Source organism: Mesorhizobium sp. M3A.F.Ca.ET.080.04.2.1, from assembly GCF_003952525.1.
Classification (GTDB): domain Bacteria; phylum Pseudomonadota; class Alphaproteobacteria; order Rhizobiales; family Rhizobiaceae; genus Mesorhizobium.
Window position 1 is genome coordinate 1,705,733 of the sequence record NZ_CP034451.1, and the last position, 15,102, is coordinate 1,720,834.

General features: G+C 64.8%; 13 protein-coding genes. 10 read left to right on the forward strand and 3 right to left on the reverse strand.

Annotation, left to right across the window (positions count from 1 at the left end; genetic code table 11):
* Positions 1-75: 75 nt before the first annotated feature.
* The 4 genes from EJ074_RS08430 (at position 76) to EJ074_RS08445 (ending at position 4,318) form a co-directional block, all read left to right on the forward strand.
* Positions 76-1,518: a methylmalonyl-CoA mutase subunit beta gene (locus EJ074_RS08430; protein ID WP_129552988.1), complete on the forward strand. Its 1,443-nt coding sequence runs from the start codon at positions 76-78 to the stop codon at positions 1,516-1,518.
* A complete protein-coding gene (gene scpA / locus EJ074_RS08435) occupies positions 1,515-3,638 on the forward strand; it encodes a methylmalonyl-CoA mutase (RefSeq protein WP_129552989.1) in 2,124 nt (707 codons plus the stop codon). Before EJ074_RS08430 ends, scpA begins: the two co-directional genes overlap by 4 nt.
* A 72-nt stretch (positions 3,639-3,710) precedes the next feature.
* Entirely contained in the window at positions 3,711-3,932 is a 222-nt protein-coding gene (locus EJ074_RS08440) for an AbrB/MazE/SpoVT family DNA-binding domain-containing protein (protein ID WP_042641941.1), read from the forward strand.
* On the forward strand, positions 3,929-4,318 hold the full coding sequence (locus EJ074_RS08445) for a type II toxin-antitoxin system death-on-curing family toxin (protein WP_129552990.1): 390 nt from the start codon (positions 3,929-3,931) through the stop codon (positions 4,316-4,318). The genes EJ074_RS08440 and EJ074_RS08445 overlap by 4 nt, the downstream gene beginning before the upstream one ends.
* Here EJ074_RS08445 and greA read toward each other — a convergent pair.
* Entirely contained in the window at positions 4,315-4,797 is a 483-nt protein-coding gene (gene greA, locus EJ074_RS08450; RefSeq protein ID WP_129552991.1) for a transcription elongation factor GreA, read from the reverse strand. The two genes, EJ074_RS08445 and greA, sit on opposite strands and share 4 nt — an antisense overlap.
* A gap of 105 nt (positions 4,798-4,902) precedes the next feature.
* On the opposite strand from greA, the gene EJ074_RS08455 reads away from it, so the two are divergent.
* Complete coding sequence (locus EJ074_RS08455; RefSeq protein WP_129552992.1) at positions 4,903-6,279, forward strand: TIGR03808 family TAT-translocated repetitive protein; 1,377 nt, start codon at positions 4,903-4,905, stop codon at positions 6,277-6,279.
* Positions 6,280-6,363: 84 nt separating this feature from the next.
* On the opposite strand, the gene EJ074_RS08460 is transcribed toward EJ074_RS08455, so the two are convergent.
* Complete coding sequence (locus tag EJ074_RS08460; protein WP_129552993.1) at positions 6,364-7,368, reverse strand: asparaginase; 1,005 nt, start codon at positions 7,366-7,368, stop codon at positions 6,364-6,366.
* 29 nt (positions 7,369-7,397) lie between these two features.
* Complete coding sequence (locus EJ074_RS08465; protein ID WP_129552994.1) at positions 7,398-8,564, reverse strand: acetyl-CoA acetyltransferase; 1,167 nt, start codon at positions 8,562-8,564, stop codon at positions 7,398-7,400.
* Between the two features lie 186 nt (positions 8,565-8,750).
* Here EJ074_RS08465 and betI point away from each other — a divergent pair, with 186 nt between their 5' ends.
* The 5 genes from betI to betB are packed head-to-tail and all read left to right on the forward strand — an operon-like array spanning position 8,751 to position 15,031.
* On the forward strand, positions 8,751-9,341 hold the full coding sequence (gene betI, locus EJ074_RS08470) for a transcriptional regulator BetI (protein WP_129552995.1): 591 nt from the start codon (positions 8,751-8,753) through the stop codon (positions 9,339-9,341).
* Positions 9,338-10,867, forward strand: coding sequence for a choline-sulfatase (betC, locus tag EJ074_RS08475; protein ID WP_129552996.1), 1,530 nt, complete (start codon positions 9,338-9,340; stop codon positions 10,865-10,867). The genes betI and betC overlap by 4 nt, the downstream gene beginning before the upstream one ends.
* Complete coding sequence (locus EJ074_RS08480) at positions 10,867-11,868, forward strand: threonine/serine dehydratase (protein WP_129554007.1); 1,002 nt, start codon at positions 10,867-10,869, stop codon at positions 11,866-11,868. Before betC ends, EJ074_RS08480 begins: the two co-directional genes overlap by 1 nt.
* Positions 11,861-13,513: a choline dehydrogenase gene (gene betA / locus EJ074_RS08485; protein WP_129552997.1), complete on the forward strand. Its 1,653-nt coding sequence runs from the start codon at positions 11,861-11,863 to the stop codon at positions 13,511-13,513. The genes EJ074_RS08480 and betA overlap by 8 nt, the downstream gene beginning before the upstream one ends.
* Positions 13,514-13,567: 54 nt before the next feature.
* Positions 13,568-15,031 carry a betaine-aldehyde dehydrogenase gene (gene betB / locus EJ074_RS08490; RefSeq protein ID WP_129552998.1) on the forward strand — a complete coding sequence of 488 codons (1,464 nt, stop codon included), beginning with the start codon at positions 13,568-13,570 and terminating at the stop codon, positions 15,029-15,031.
* Positions 15,032-15,102: the final 71 nt, after the last annotated feature.

The following is a 15,102-nucleotide window of genomic DNA, read 5'->3' on the forward strand; positions in this document are numbered from 1 at the left end:
TGGCGCATTGTGATATCGGACACAGCGCCCTAGATTGGCCTGACCGGCCGATGCGGGCGAGAAGTGAGGAGTGCGATGGGCGCGGGCGCCTTGACCAAGGATGTCGACCTTCCAAACGCGGAGGCGAAGCGTTGGCTGGCGCTTGCGGAAAAGGCACTTGCCGGCGGCTCCTTCGAGCAGAAGCTTGTTTCGCACACGGATGACGGCATTCGTATCGAGCCTCTGAGCGAACGCTCGGTCGCCGCCGAGCCGCTGCTGCGCACCAACCCCAAAGCCCCTTGGATTGTCAGCCAGCGGATCGACGATCCGGACATTGCCCGCGCCAGCGCCCAGGCATTGCAGGACATCGCGCAGGGCGCGACCGGCCTCTCTCTGGTTTTCGAGGGAGCGCCGAATGCCTTCGGCTACGGCCTGCCCAGGACCGCGGAGGCGCTGGAAACGGTGCTCGAAGGCGTGCCGCTCAACCGCGTGCAGGTGCGCATCGATGCGCATCCCTGGAGCCGCGCGGTGGCCGACTGGCTGCTCGCCTTCCTGACCCGCCGCCGCTCCGATCCGACGAAGCTGAACCTCTCCTTCGGCATCGACCCGGCGGCGATCTTCGCCGGAACCGGCCGGCTGCGCATGTCGATCGAGGCGCTGCAGGAATCGATGCCGCAATCGCTGGCGCATTTCTTCTCGATGGGCGTGCCGGGGGTGCTTCTCGAAGCCGACGGCCGCGTGTTCCACAATGCCGGAGCCACCGAGGCGCAGGAGCTCGGCACGATGATGGCCTCGGCCGTCGCCTATTTCAGAATGTTCGAGAAGGCACGCCAGCCGCTGGTCTATGCCGCTCCCTATATCGGTTTTGCGCTCAGCGTGGACCAGGACCAGTTCGTCTCCATCGCCAAGCTTCGGGCGCTGCGCAAGCTTTGGGCTCGGATCCAGGAGGTCTGCTCGATCCCGGCTTCGACGGCAAACATTCACGCCGAGACCTCCTATCGCATGATGACTGTTGCCGATCCCGAGACCAACATACTGCGCACCGCGATCGCCGCCTTCGCCGCAGCCAGCGGCGGTGCCGATTCGATCTCCGTGCTGCCGCACACGATCGCGCACGGACTGCCGGCCGGGTTCGCCCGCCGCGTCGCCCGTAACGCGCAGCTGATCATGGCGCAGGAAAGTCATATCCACTACGTCGCCGATCCGGCCAGCGGATCGGGCGCGGTCGAGGCACTGACCGACGATCTCTGCGCCGCCGCCTGGGAGGAATTCCAGCGCATTGAGGCCGAGGGCGGCGTGCTCCACAGCCTGCAGCAGGGCTACATCCAGAACCGCGTGCAGACCGCCGCAGCGAAGCGCAATGCCGCATACAGGGGGGGCGAACGCGGAATCATCGGCACCACCCTGTTCCCTGCAAGCAGCGAGCGCCCGGTCGAGACATTGCCAGCCGAGCGCCGGCCGGCGCTCACCGAAGGTGTCGCGACATGCGAGCCGCTGTTTCCGGTGCGCATCGACCAATCGATCGGAGCCGGATCATGATCCCGGATTTCAGCCAGATCGGCTGGTCGGCGCCACGCCGCGCGCCGATCGAGCTCAAGGGCCAACGGATGACGCCGGAAGGCATCGCGGTCAAGCACCTCTACGGCCAGGGCGATCTCAAGGGCCTTGCAAATCTCGACACCTATCCCGGCCTGCCGCCCTTCGTGCGCGGCCCCTACCCGACCATGTATGTCCAGCAGCCCTGGACGATCCGGCAATATGCCGGCTTCTCGACGGCGGAGGAGTCCAACGCCTTCTACCGGCGCAACCTCGCGGCCGGCCAGAAGGGGCTGTCGGTGGCCTTCGACCTCGCCACCCATCGCGGCTATGACAGCGACCATCCGCGCGTCGCCGGCGATGTCGGCATGGCGGGTGTGGCGATCGATTCCATTCTCGACATGCGCCAGCTCTTCGACGGCATCCCGCTCAATGAGATGACGGTCTCGATGACGATGAACGGCGCGGTGCTGCCGATCATGGCGCTCTTCATCGTGGCGGCCGAGGAACAGGGCGTCGCGCAGAAGGATCTCGCCGGGACCATTCAGAACGACATCCTGAAGGAGTTCATGGTCCGCAACACCTACATCTATCCGCCGAAGCCCTCGATGCGGATCGTGTCGGACATCTTCGCCTACACTTCGCGGCACATGCCGAAGTTCAATTCGATCTCAATCTCCGGCTATCACATGCAGGAAGCCGGCGCGACGGCCGATCTCGAGCTTGCCTACACGATTGCCGACGGCATCGAATATGCGCGCGCCGGTGTTGCCGCCGGGCTCGACATCGACCGCTTCGCGCCTCGCCTCTCCTTCTTCTGGGCGATCGGCATGAATTTCTTCATGGAGGTCGCCAAGCTCCGCGCCGCGCGGCTGCTCTGGTCGAGCCTGATGGAGAAGAATTTTTCGCCGAAGGACGAGCGCTCACTGTCGCTGCGCACCCATTGCCAGACGTCCGGCTGGTCGCTGACGGCGCAGGATCCCTACAACAACATCACCCGCACGATGATCGAGGCCATGGCGGCGACGCAAGGCCACACGCAGTCGCTGCACACCAACTCCTTCGACGAAGCGATGGCGCTGCCCACCGACCATTCTGCGCGTATTGCCCGCAACACCCAACTCATCCTGCAAAAGGAATCCGGCACGACGCGCATGATCGATCCGTGGGGCGGCTCGGCCTATGTCGAGCGGCTGACGCATGACCTGGCGGCGCGTGCGCTTACCCATATCGAGGAGGTGGAAAACCTCGGCGGCATGGCGGCGGCGATCGAAAAAGGCATCCCCAAGCTGCGCATCGAGGAAGCCGCGGCGCGCACCCAGGCGCGCATCGATTCCGGCGAGCAGGTGCTGGTCGGCGTCAACGCACATCGCCCGGAAGCCGATATCGAGGTCGACGTGCTCAAGATCGACAATGCCGAGGTGAAAGCCAGGCAATTGGCGAAGCTGCAGCGGCTCAAGGGCACGCGCGATGTGTCAGCGGTAGAGGATGCGCTGGCGGCGCTGACCCGTGCGGCCGAAAGCCACGAGAACCTGCTCGAATTCGCCATCCGCGCCGCGCGCGCCAATGCCACCGTCGGCGAGATCTCGCTGGCGCTGGAGAAGGTGTTCGGCCGCCATGCGGCGACCGTCCAGACGATCTCCGGTGTCTATCGCGACGCGCTCGGCGACAACCCGGCTGCAGACCGGCTGAAGGAAAAGATCGAAGCGTTTGAAAAGAAATTCGGCGCCAAGCCACGCATCCTGGTCGCCAAGATGGGACAGGACGGCCATGACCGCGGCCAGAAGGTGATCGCCAGCGCCTTTGCCGATCTCGGCTTCGACGTCACCGTTGGGCCGATGTTCCAGACGCCGGAAGAGATCGCAAAGCTAGCGGTCCAGCAGGATGTCGACCTCATCGGCGCATCTTCTTTGGCCGCCGGACACCTGACGCTGATCCCCGAGCTCAAGGAAGCGCTCAGAAAGCTCGGCCATGGCGACATGCTGATCGTCGCCGGCGGCGTCATCCCGCCACAGGACTACGATGCGGTGCTGAAGGCGGGAGCGGCCGAAATCTTCCCGCCCGGCACGGTGATCCCGCAGGCGGCAGACCGGCTGATGGAGCGGCTGCTGGCGGCTGGTTAGGTCTGTTATAATTTCCGTTGCAACGCCTTAGATGGCGCGTTATAATCCGCGTTGCAACAGAGACATCCCGCTATGAACACCACCATTCGCAAGATCGGCAATTCCGAAGGCGTGATCCTGCCTAAAGAACTCCTCGATCGCATGAACATGAAGGCGGGTGACCAGCTTCAAATTGTCGAGACGGACAAAGGCATCGCACTTGAGCCGGTGGATGACAGTTTCGAGCGGCAGATGGAAGCAGCCCGCAAGGTCATGGACAAGTACAAGGTCGCGCTTCAGAAGCTTGCCGAATGAGCTGGCAGTTTCTGTCGCGTCGTGCCGTTGAAGCAATGCATGCTGAGCAGTTGCTGCGGCATGGCGGCGCGCAAGGTTTGAGGGACGAGAATGCCCTTGAATCCGCTCTTGCCCGCGCTGAGAATAAAGCCAGCTACGACGATCCATCGATCGAGGATTTGGCGGCGGCCTACATCTTCGGCATTGCCAGGAATCACGCCTTCGTCGACGGGAACAAGCGTACGGCTATCGTCGCTGCCGGCGCTTTCCTGTTGATCAATGGCTACGGTCTTACGGCCGACAACGGCACGGTCTACGAATTTGTTATGGGCGTCGCCGCCGGCGAAATCGACGAAGCGGGCGCCGCGGCATTTTTCCGCGATCATACGGTCAAGCTGGAAGACTAATTCTCGGCTTTGTCCGAGAGTTTTACGATCTCCCATTCCCTGCCGTTGACGGCAGCGACCTCGCCGATCTTCTTGCCGAACAGGGCCATGGCCATGGGCGAGACATGGGAAATGCTGCCCTTCGAGGGATCGGCTTCGTCCTCGCCGACGATGCGCCAATGCACCTTCTTGCCGTCATCGCCTTCCAGCGTGACGCCCATGCCGAAGCGCACCACATCGCTGCCCGGCTCCGGCACGGAAAGCTCAGCGCTCTCGCGCCGTGCGGTCCAGTAACGCAAGTCGCGCGACACGACCGCGATGCGTTCGCGGTCGGCCCGTCTTTCGGCCTTGCCCAATTCGTCGCGCAGGCCCTCGAGTTCCTGCTCGATCATCGCCAAGCCTCGCGCCGTCACCAGATTGCGGTGCGTGCTGATTGGCCGTTCGCCGATGCCGGCAATGGCATTTTCGCTGTCTTCTTCGCGAGTAAAAGCTCTGCTCATACAATGAACTTAGGCTTGGTACGGCAACTGCACAAGCGGTTTGCCGACGAGCCAGTGTTGGCATGATTCCTGCGAGGGGCCAGGCAAACGCCAGGACCTGTGCCGATGTGGAACAGACGAATGCTGCTTGCCCAAACCGCCGGTTTGGCGGCCGCCGGCATTTTGGCCGGCAGGGCATCCGCGAAGGTGCTGCCGGGCATCGAAACGGCCTCGATGCGTGGCTCGATCAATGCCATCGAGATCGGCGTGCAACCGGGCGCGCTGGACGACCAGAGCAAGTCGTTTGCCAAGATGCTGAGCGCGGCCAGCGACCGCGACGCGCCGGTGTTCCTGCCGCCCGGCACCTATGTCGTTTCCAATCTGAAGCTGCCGCCCCGAGTACGCCTGTCGGGCGTGCCCGGTGCGACGCGTATCGTCTATGGCGGCGACGGTCATCTGATGATGGCCGAACAGGCCGAGCATATCGAGCTCAGCGGGCTGGTGCTCGACGGAAGCAACCGCTGGCTCGCCGACTATGCGCAAGGGCTGCTCGACCTGCGCCGCGTCGCGCATCTCGTCATCGACAATTGCCAGGCCATCGGCAGCGGCAAGAATGGCCTGGCGTTGGAGCGTGTGACCGGCCGCGTCGGCAGCTCCGACATTTCCGGTGCGGCGGACGCCGGCATCTATTCAGTCGAGGCCGGCGGGCTGGAGATTTCGGGCAACAGCGTGTCCGATTGCGGCAATGGCGGCATCCTGGCGCATCGTTGGCAGGCGGCCGAGGACGGCACCATCGTCAGCGGCAATCGCGTGCAGCGCATCGGCGCCAACAGCGGCGGCACCGGCCAGAACGGCAACGGCATCAACGCGTTCCGCGCGGGCAATGTCATCATTTCAGGCAATATCGTCTCGGACTGCGCGTTCTCGGCGATCCGCGCCAACAGCTCCAGCAATCTGCAGATCACCGGCAACACCTGCTCGCGCTCGGGCGAGACCGGGATCTATTCGGAGTTCTCCTTCGAAGGCGCGATCCTCAGCAACAATCTGGTCGATGGCGCCGCCAACGGCATCTCGATCGTCAACTTCAACGAGGGCGGCCGCATGGCGGTATGCTCGAACAACATCGTGCGCAACCTGACGACCACCGGCCCCTACAGCGCCGATCCGCCAGGCTTCGGCGTCGGCATCAGCGCCGAGGCCGACACGACGGTCTCAGGCAATGTCGTCGAGAACGCGCCGCTCTACGGCATGCAGCTTGGCTGGGGGCCCTACCTGCGCAATGTCGTGGCCACAGGAAACATCATCCGCAAGGCGGGTACCGGCATCGTGGTCAGCGTCGTCGAGGGTGCGGGCGGTGCGGTCATCTCGGACAATGTCATCGATGGCGCGCAGAATGGGGCCATTGTCGGCCAGCGCTGGGCCGATCCGGTTACCGGCGATCTGGCCCGATCAGCCGACACAGGCTACGCGCATCTCACCGTCGAGCGCAACAAGGTCAGCTGAAACGGCTACCTGCAGACGACGCAACGGGCTGGTCATGGCTCGCCCGAAAGGCGGCCATAGCGTATGCGTTTCGCATTGTCCGCGCTAGCTCAGCGCCGCCGTCGGCCTCAGCGAACCTACCTTGGCGCCGACGCGGCTTTCGATCGCTGGATGGGCGAGTTCCGTGAGCTTTGCCGCCAGCGGTTCATCGGACCGAAGCAAGTTTGCCAGCACGGCCGCGATCATCACCTCGGCCCCACGGCCGGCGCCGTCATCGCATTTGAGCGCTATGCCGAGGCCAAGTTCCGGCAAGGCAGCGCAATAGACGCCCTCCGCGCCCGTCTTGACGAAGATGCGGCCGGGTGCGGCCTGCATCAGCGCGAGATCGGCTTTGCCGGTGCCGGCGATAAGGAAGGGCTCAGCCATGCAGGCCGAGAGCAGGCGCTTGGCGGCCTTGGCACGTTCCAGCGCAAAGCCCCTGCCCGTCGCCATGCGGGCGAAGCCGAGCGCGAAAGCTTTCAGCGGCACGGCATAGGTCGGGATCGAGCAGCCATCGATGCCGCAATGGTCGACGTCATGTGCGGCGCCGGTCACGGATTGCACGGCATCGCGCACCATGTCCTGCAGCGCATGACCCGCCTTGACGTAACCGGCATGGGCGATGCCGGAGTGCACACAGGTGCAGAGGAAGCCGGCATGCTTGCCGGAACAGTTGTTGTGCAGGGCGCTCGGCGCGCCGCCGCTACGCGCAAGCGCAACTGTCGCGTTGTGGTCGAACGGCCAGTGCACGCCGCATTCGAGCGCCGTCTTGTCCAGCCCAACCTTGGCAAGCATGGCCGCGGCCAGTTGGGCGTGCTCGGGTTCGCCGGAATGCGAGGCGCAGGCCAGCGCCAGTTCGCGATCGCCGAAGCCGTAGGCATCGGCCGCGCCGCTTTCGACCAACGGCAGCGCCTGGATCGCCTTCACCGCCGAACGCGGGAACACCGGGCGCGCCGTGTCGCCGATCTCCCAGACCGGTTTGCCATCGGCATCGAAGACGCTGACGGCGCCGCGATGGGCGCTCTCGACCACCGCGCCGCGCAAAACCTCGACCAGAACCGGATTTGTCATGAGATCACCCGCAAGAATGCGAGGTGCTTCTACCTGATCCGGTCGAGTATGGAAACGTAGTTGGCGACGGCGGCGCCACCCATGTTGAAAATGCCGCCGAGCTTGGCGCCCGGCACCTGGATACCGCCGGCCTCGCCGGTCAGTTGCATGGCGGTCAGCACATGCATCGAGACGCCCGTGGCGCCGATCGGATGGCCTTTGGATTTCAACCCGCCCGAGGGATTGACCGGCAGGCGGCCGTCCTTCGCCGTTGCGCCCTCCAGCGCCAGTTTCGCGCCCTCGCCGGGCTTGGCCAGGCCCATCGCCTCGTATTCGATGAGTTCGGCAATGGTGAAGCAGTCATGCGTCTCGACGAAGGAGAGGTCGTCGAGCGTGACGCCGGCTTTCTTCAGCGCCTGCTCCCAAGCCTGCTCGCAGCCTTCGAAGGCAAGGATGTCGCGCTTGGACATCGGCAGGAAATCCTGGACGTGCTCGTTGGCGCGGAAGGTCACGGCACGGCGCATCTTCAGCGCCGTCGCGGTGTCGGTGAGCACCAGCGCCGCCGCGCCGTCCGAAACCAGCGAACAGTCGGTGCGCTTCAGCGGACCGGCGACGAAGGGGTTCTTGTCGCTTTCCTGGCGGCAGAATTCATAGCCGAAATCCTTGCGCAACTGCGCATAGGGATTGTCGACGCCGTTCTTGTGGTTCTTGGCGGCGATCATGGCCAGCGCGTCCGACTGGTCGCCATAGCGCTGGAAATAGGCCTGCGCGATCTTGCCAAAGACGCCGGCAAAACCGGCCGGCGTGTCGCCGTCCTCGGGCAGGTAGGAAGCCTTGAGCAGGTTCTTGCCGATCTCCGGGCCGGGCGTGGTCGTCATCTGCTCGGCGCCGACCACCAGCACGATTCGGGCCGCGTTGGAATCGATGGCGCGGATGCCTTGGCGAACGGCGGCCGAGCCGGTGGCGCAAGCATTCTCGACGCGTGTCGCCGGCTTGAAGCGCAGCCGGTCGTCGGCTTGCAGCACAAGGCTCGCGGTGAAGTCCTGCGGGGAGAAGCCGGCGTTGAAATGCCCGAGCACGATCTCGTCGACATCGTCCGGGCCGATGCCGGCATGGTCGAGCGCTTCCACGGCGACCTTGGTGATCAGGCCCTCCAGCGTCTCGCCTTCGAGCTTACCGAAGCGCGAATGCGCCCAGCCGACGATGCATGCGGTCATGGCAGCCTCCTTTTGCCGCAAGCCTAGCACGTCCTGCCGCGGCACGTGACTCAATATTGTTCAACAATGAACCGTTTTCCAGTGCGTGTTATGGGCCAGAGCGGGACGATCGGTTGAGCCGGGCGGCGATTTTGATTGATTGATCCGTCAATAAAAAATAATCTCTCCTCCAAACTGGACCCCCGCATGCCGAAAATCGGAATGGAACCCTTGCGCCGCAAGGCGCTCATCGATGCGACGATCTCGGCGATCGGCGCGCGCGGTTCGCTGGACGTGACCATGTCCGAGATCGCCGGCCGCGCCGGCGTCTCCTCGGCACTGGCACATCACTATTTCGGCGCCAAGGACGAGCTGCTCTTCGCGACGATGCGGCACATCCTTTCCGAGCTCAACGCCGACACGAGGCGCGCGCTTCGCCTCGCGGGCACTGCCCGCCAGCGCGTTTCGGCCCTCGTCGCGGTCAGCTTCTCCGACGAGCAGTTCCAGCCGGAGACGATTGCTGCCTGGCTCGCCTTTTATGTCGAGGCGCAAAAGTCGTCTGCCTTGCGGCGGCTGCTTCGCGTCTATGCGCGGCGCCTGCATTCCAACCTGATGAGCGGGCTTACCGGCATCCTGACGAGGGCCGAGGCCGACCGCGTCGCCGAAGCGACGGCGGCTCTGATCGACGGGCTCTACATCCGGCGCGCCCTGAAGGAGGGCGTGCCGCACGCGGCAACGGCCATAGCGCTCGTCGAAGACTATCTCGAAACCAAGCTCAGCGGACGGAGCCTGCCTTGACGAGCAGACGACCCAATTTCCTGATCGTCATGGTCGATCAGCTCAACGGCACGCTTTTCCCCGACGGACCGGCCGGCTTCCTGCATGTGCCGCATCTGAAGGCGCTCGCCCAACGCTCGGCGCGCTTCGCCAACAACTACACCGCCTCGCCGCTCTGCGCGCCCGGCCGCGCCTCATTCATGAGCGGCCAGCTGCCCTCGCGCACAGGGGTCTATGACAACGCGGCCGAATTCGTCTCCTCGATCCCGACCTTTGCCCACCACCTGCGCGGCGCCGGCTACTACACCTGCCTGTCCGGCAAGATGCATTTCGTCGGACCTGACCAGTTGCACGGCTTCGAGGAGCGGCTGACCACCGACATCTATCCCGCCGATTTCGGCTGGACGCCGGACTACCGCAAGCCCGGCGAGCGCATCGACTGGTGGTACCACAATCTGGGTTCGGTGACCGGTGCCGGCGTTGCGGAGACCACCAACCAGATGGAGTATGACGACGAGGTCGTGTTCCTGGCCTCGCAAAAACTCTACCACCTTTCGCGCGAACAGGACGATGCGGACCGCCGGCCGTGGTGCCTCACCGTTTCGCTGTCCCACCCGCACGATCCCTATGTCGCGCGCAGACAGTACTGGGATCTTTACGAGAACTGCCAGGCGCTCGATCCAGAAACGCCATTCATCCCCTATGACGAGCAGGATACGCATTCGCAGCGGCTCTACCGCGCCAGCGACTATGCGGCCTTCGAGATCACGCCCGAGCAGGTGCGCCGTTCGCGGCGCGGCTACTTCGCCAACATCTCCTATGTCGACGACAAGCTCGGCGAGCTTGTGGATGTCCTGAACCGCACCCGCATGCTCGACGACACCATCATCCTGTTCTGCTCGGATCATGGCGACATGCTGGGCGAGCGCGGACTGTGGTTCAAGATGAGCTTCTTCGAGGGTTCGGCGCGAGTGCCGCTGATGATCGCCGGCAAGGGCGTGCCGGCCGGACTTGTCGAGGCCGCGGTCTCGAACCTCGACGTGACGCCGACGCTCTGCGACCTTGCCGGCATCGACATTGCAGCGATCGCGCCATGGACCGACGGCCAGTCGCTGCGGCCGCTGCTGGACGGCGAGGCGCGCACCGCGCCGGTGCTGATGGAGTATGCGGCGGAAGGCTCGTACGCGCCTCTGGTCGCCATCCGCGACGGCAATCACAAATTCGTCCATTGCGAGCTCGATGCGCCGCAGCTCTTCGATCTCGAAGCCGACCCGCTCGAGCGCGACAACCTCGCCGAGGATCAGGCGAATGCCGCCCTGGTCGCGGCCTTCATGGAAAAGGTCCGGGCGCGCTGGGACATGCAAGCCTTCGACGCCGCGGTTCGGGAGAGCCAGGCGCGCCGCTGGGTCGTCTATCCGGCGCTGCGCAACGGCGCTTACTATCCGTGGGACTTCCAGCCACTGCAGAAGGCCTCGGAGCGCTACATGCGCAATCACATGAACCTCGACAATCTCGAGGAGAGCAAACGGTATCCGCGAGGCGAATGATGGCAAGCGTTCTCGTTCCTAGCCTGGACCACCTCAAACAGGCCTATGCCGTCACGTCTGCGGCCACGCAGGTGACGCCGCTGCTGGAGTCGGCCGCCCTCGCCCGGGAAACCGGCGCGGCGCGCGTCTTCGTCAAGCCGGAGTCGTTGCAATGGGCGGGCTCCTTCAAGGTGCGCGGCGCCTACTGGCGGCTGAAACGGCTTTCGCCGGACGCGGCGAAGAAGGGTGTCGTCGCCTATTCCTCCGGCAATTTCGCGCAAGGGCTGGCGGCGGCCGGCCAGGCGCTCGGCATTCCCGTCACCATCGTGATGCCGATCGACGCCCCCGCAGCGAAACGCGACGCAACCGCCGGCTATGGCGCCCGCGTGGTGCTGACTGAGCATGGCGATCGCGCCCGCGAGGAGGTGGCCGCCGCCAAGGCGCGCGAAATCGCCGAGACGGAGCATCTCACCCTGCTTCATCCCTTCGACGATCCCGAAATCGTTGCCGGCCAGGCCGGCGCCGGGCTGGAGGCGCTCGACCAACTGGCGGCAAAGCAGGTGCACGCCGACCTGGTGTTTTGCTCGGTCGGTGGCGGCGGGCTGATCGGCGGCGTCTCGCTCGCTTTCCACTATCTGTCGCCGAAGACCGCGATCATCGCCGTCGAGCCCGAAGGTTTCAATGGCATGGGTTCCTCACTCGCGCATGGCGCGATCGAAACCATGCCGATCGGACCGAAATCGATCTGCGACGGACTGATGGCCAGGAAGCCCGGCGAGGCGCCCTTCGCGGCGGTCAGTACGGCTGGGGTTCGCGGCGTCACCGTCGACGACGGCTTGGTGCGGCGGGCGATGAAGATCGCCTTCGAGCGGATGAAGCTGGTGCTGGAGCCGTCGGGCGCGGCCTCGCTCGCGGCGCTCCTCGGCGGCAAGGTGAATGTGGCGGGCAAAACCGTCCTCGTGGTGGCTACCGGCGGCAATGTCTCGCTCGCCGATTTTATGGCGCATGTGAACAATGCTTGAAGCGGATTTCGTCATCATCGGCTCCGGCTCCGCCGGTTCGGCCATGGCCTATCGCCTGTCGGAAGACGGTAAGCATTCGGTGATCGTCATCGAGTTCGGCGGCACCGATATCGGGCCGCTGATCCAAATGCCGTCGGCGCTGTCGATTCCGCTCAACATGAGCCTCTATGATTGGGGTTTCGCCAGCGAACCGGAACCGCATCTCGGCGGCCGGGTGCTCGCCACGCCGCGCGGCAAGGTGATCGGCGGCTCGTCCTCAATCAACGGCATGGTCTACGTGCGCGGCCATGCGCGCGACTTCGACCACTGGGCCGAACAAGGTGCTGCCGGCTGGGGCTTTGCCGACGTGCTCCCCTATTTCAAGCGCATGGAGGATGCGAAAGGCGGCGAGGACGGGTGGCGCGGCCATGGCGGCCCGCTGCATGTGCAGCGCGGCACGCGCAGGAATCCGCTCTACGGCGCCTTCATGGAGGCCGGCCGCCAAGCTGGGTTCGAGCTCACCGACGACTATAACGGCTCGAAGCAGGAAGGCTTCGGGCCGATGGAGCAGACTATAATGAGGGGCCGCCGCTGGTCGGCCGCGAACGCCTATCTGAAGCCGGCGCTCAAGCGCAAGAATGTGAGTCTGGTCAAAGGCTTCGCCCGCCGCGTGGTGATCGAGAATCAACGCGCTGTCGGCGTCGAGATCGAAGCTAACAAAAAGATTCAGGTCGTTAAGGCGCGACGTGAGGTGATCGTCGCGGCATCGTCGATCAATTCGCCGAAGATCCTGATGCTGTCCGGCATCGGCCCGGGCGCGCATCTGCAGGAAAACGGCATCCAGGTGATTGCCGACCGTCCGGGCGTCGGTGGCAACCTGCAGGACCATATGGAACTCTATATCCAGCAGGAATCGACCAGGCCGATCACGCTCAATTCGGTGCTCAACCCATTCTCCAAGGCATTGATCGGGGCGCAGTGGCTGTTCTTCAGGACCGGTCTCGGCGCCACCAACCATTTCGAGGCGGCAGCCTTCGTGCGCTCGCAGGCCGGCATCGACTACCCTGATATCCAGTACCATTTCATACCGGCGGCGGTGCGCTATGACGGTAAGGCGGCGGCGAAATCGCACGGCTTCCAGGCGCATGTCGGGCCGATGCGCTCGAAGTCGCGCGGCTCGGTGACGCTGCGCTCGCCGGATCCGAAGGCCAAGCCGGTGATCCGCTTCAACTACATGTCGCATCCGGATGACTGGAGCGAGTTCCGCCACTGCATCCGGCTGACGCGCGAGATCTTCGGCCAGAAGGCTTTCGACGCCTTCCGCGGCAAGGAGATTTCGCCGGGCAGCCACGTGCAGAGCGATGACGAGCTCGACGACTTCATCCGCGAGCACGCCGAAAGCGCCTACCATCCTTGCGGCACCTGCCGGATGGGCCGCGCCGACGACCTCACCAGTGTCGTCGACCCGGAATGCCGGGTGATCGGCGTCCAGGGCCTGCGCGTCGCCGACTCCTCGATTTTCCCGCGGGTGACCAACGGCAATCTCAACGCGCCATCGATCATGACCGGCGAGAAGGCGTCGGATCATATCCTCGGGCGCACGCCACTGGCGCCGTCCAACCAGGAACCCTGGATCAATCCGCGCTGGCAGGTGGCGGACAGATAGGCCATTTTCGCGGACCAAGGTCCCCAGGCCGCGACAGCAAATCGGAGAAGAACCATGCGCGCCCAGCCAACGGCATCGCATTATGTCAACGGCCGCTACATCGAGGACGAAGGCGGCGCGCCGCTGCCGGTGATCTATCCGGCAACGGGCGAGACCATCGCCACGCTGCATTCGGCGACACCGAACGTGATCGAACTCGCGATCGAGGCTGCCCGCGCCGCGCAGCCGGCCTGGGCGCGGTTGAAGCCGGTCGAGCGCGGGCGCATCCTGCGCCGCGCCGCCGACATCCTGCGGGCGCGCAATGCCGACCTCGCGCGGCTGGAGACGCTCGACACCGGCAAAGCGATCCAGGAAACGCTGGTGGCGGATGCGCCATCGGCCGCCGACTGCCTCGAATATTTCGCCGGCGCGGTCGCAGCCTTCAACGGCGAGATGATCGACCTCGGCGGCCCTTTCGCCTATACGCGCCGCGAGCCGCTGGGCGTATGCGTGGGCATCGGCGCCTGGAACTATCCGATCCAGATCGCCGGCTGGAAGTCGGCGCCGGCTTTAGCCATGGGCAACGCCATGGTGTTCAAGCCGTCCGAGAACACGCCGCTTTCGGCGCTGGCCCTGGCCGAGATCTACAGCGAGGCGGGCCTGCCCGACGGGCTGTTCAACGTCGTGCAGGGCTACGGCGATGTCGGCGCCGGCCTCGTGGGTCATGATGTGGTGGCAAAGGTGTCGGTCACCGGCTCGGTGCCGACGGGCCGCAAGGTGCTGTCGCTGGCCGGCTCGAAGATGAAGCATGCGACGATGGAACTCGGCGGCAAGTCGCCGCTGATCGTCTTCGATGATGCCGATCTCGAAAATGCCATCGGCGGCGCCATGCTCGGCAACTTCTACTCGACCGGCCAGATCTGCTCCAACGGCACGCGCGTCTTCGTGCAGAAGGGCCTGCACAACCGGTTCGTCGAGCGGCTGGTGGAGCGCACCAAGTCGATCCGCATCGGCGATCCGCTCGATCCGGAAACGCAGATGGGACCGCTGGTCAACAAGGTCCAACAAGACAAGGTCGTTTCCTACATCGCCGTCGGCAAGCAGGGCGGGGCGACACTTGCCTGCGGTGGCAACGTGCCATCACTGCAGGGTTTCGAAGGCGGCTTCTTCATCGAGCCGACAGTGTTCACCGGCGTCACCGACGACATGCGCATCGCGCGCGAAGAGATCTTCGGGCCGGTGATGAGCGTGCTCAAATTCGACAGCGAGGACGAGGTGATCGAGCGCGCCAACAACAGCGAATTCGGCCTGGCGGCGGGCGTGTTCACACGCGACCTGCCGCGTGCCCACCGCGTCATCGCCGATCTGCAGGCCGGCACCTGCTGGATCAACGCCTACAATCTGACGCCGGTGGAAATGCCCTTCGGCGGCGTCAAGCAGTCCGGCATCGGGCGGGAGAATTCGCTGGCGGCGCTGGCGCAGTATTCGCAGCTGAAGGCGGTCTATGTGGAGACCGGGGACGTGGTAGCGCCTTATTGACAGATCACGAACGCCGGCGGGACAGCGCCCCCCTCTGTCCTGCCGGACATCTCCCCCACTTGGGGGGAGAT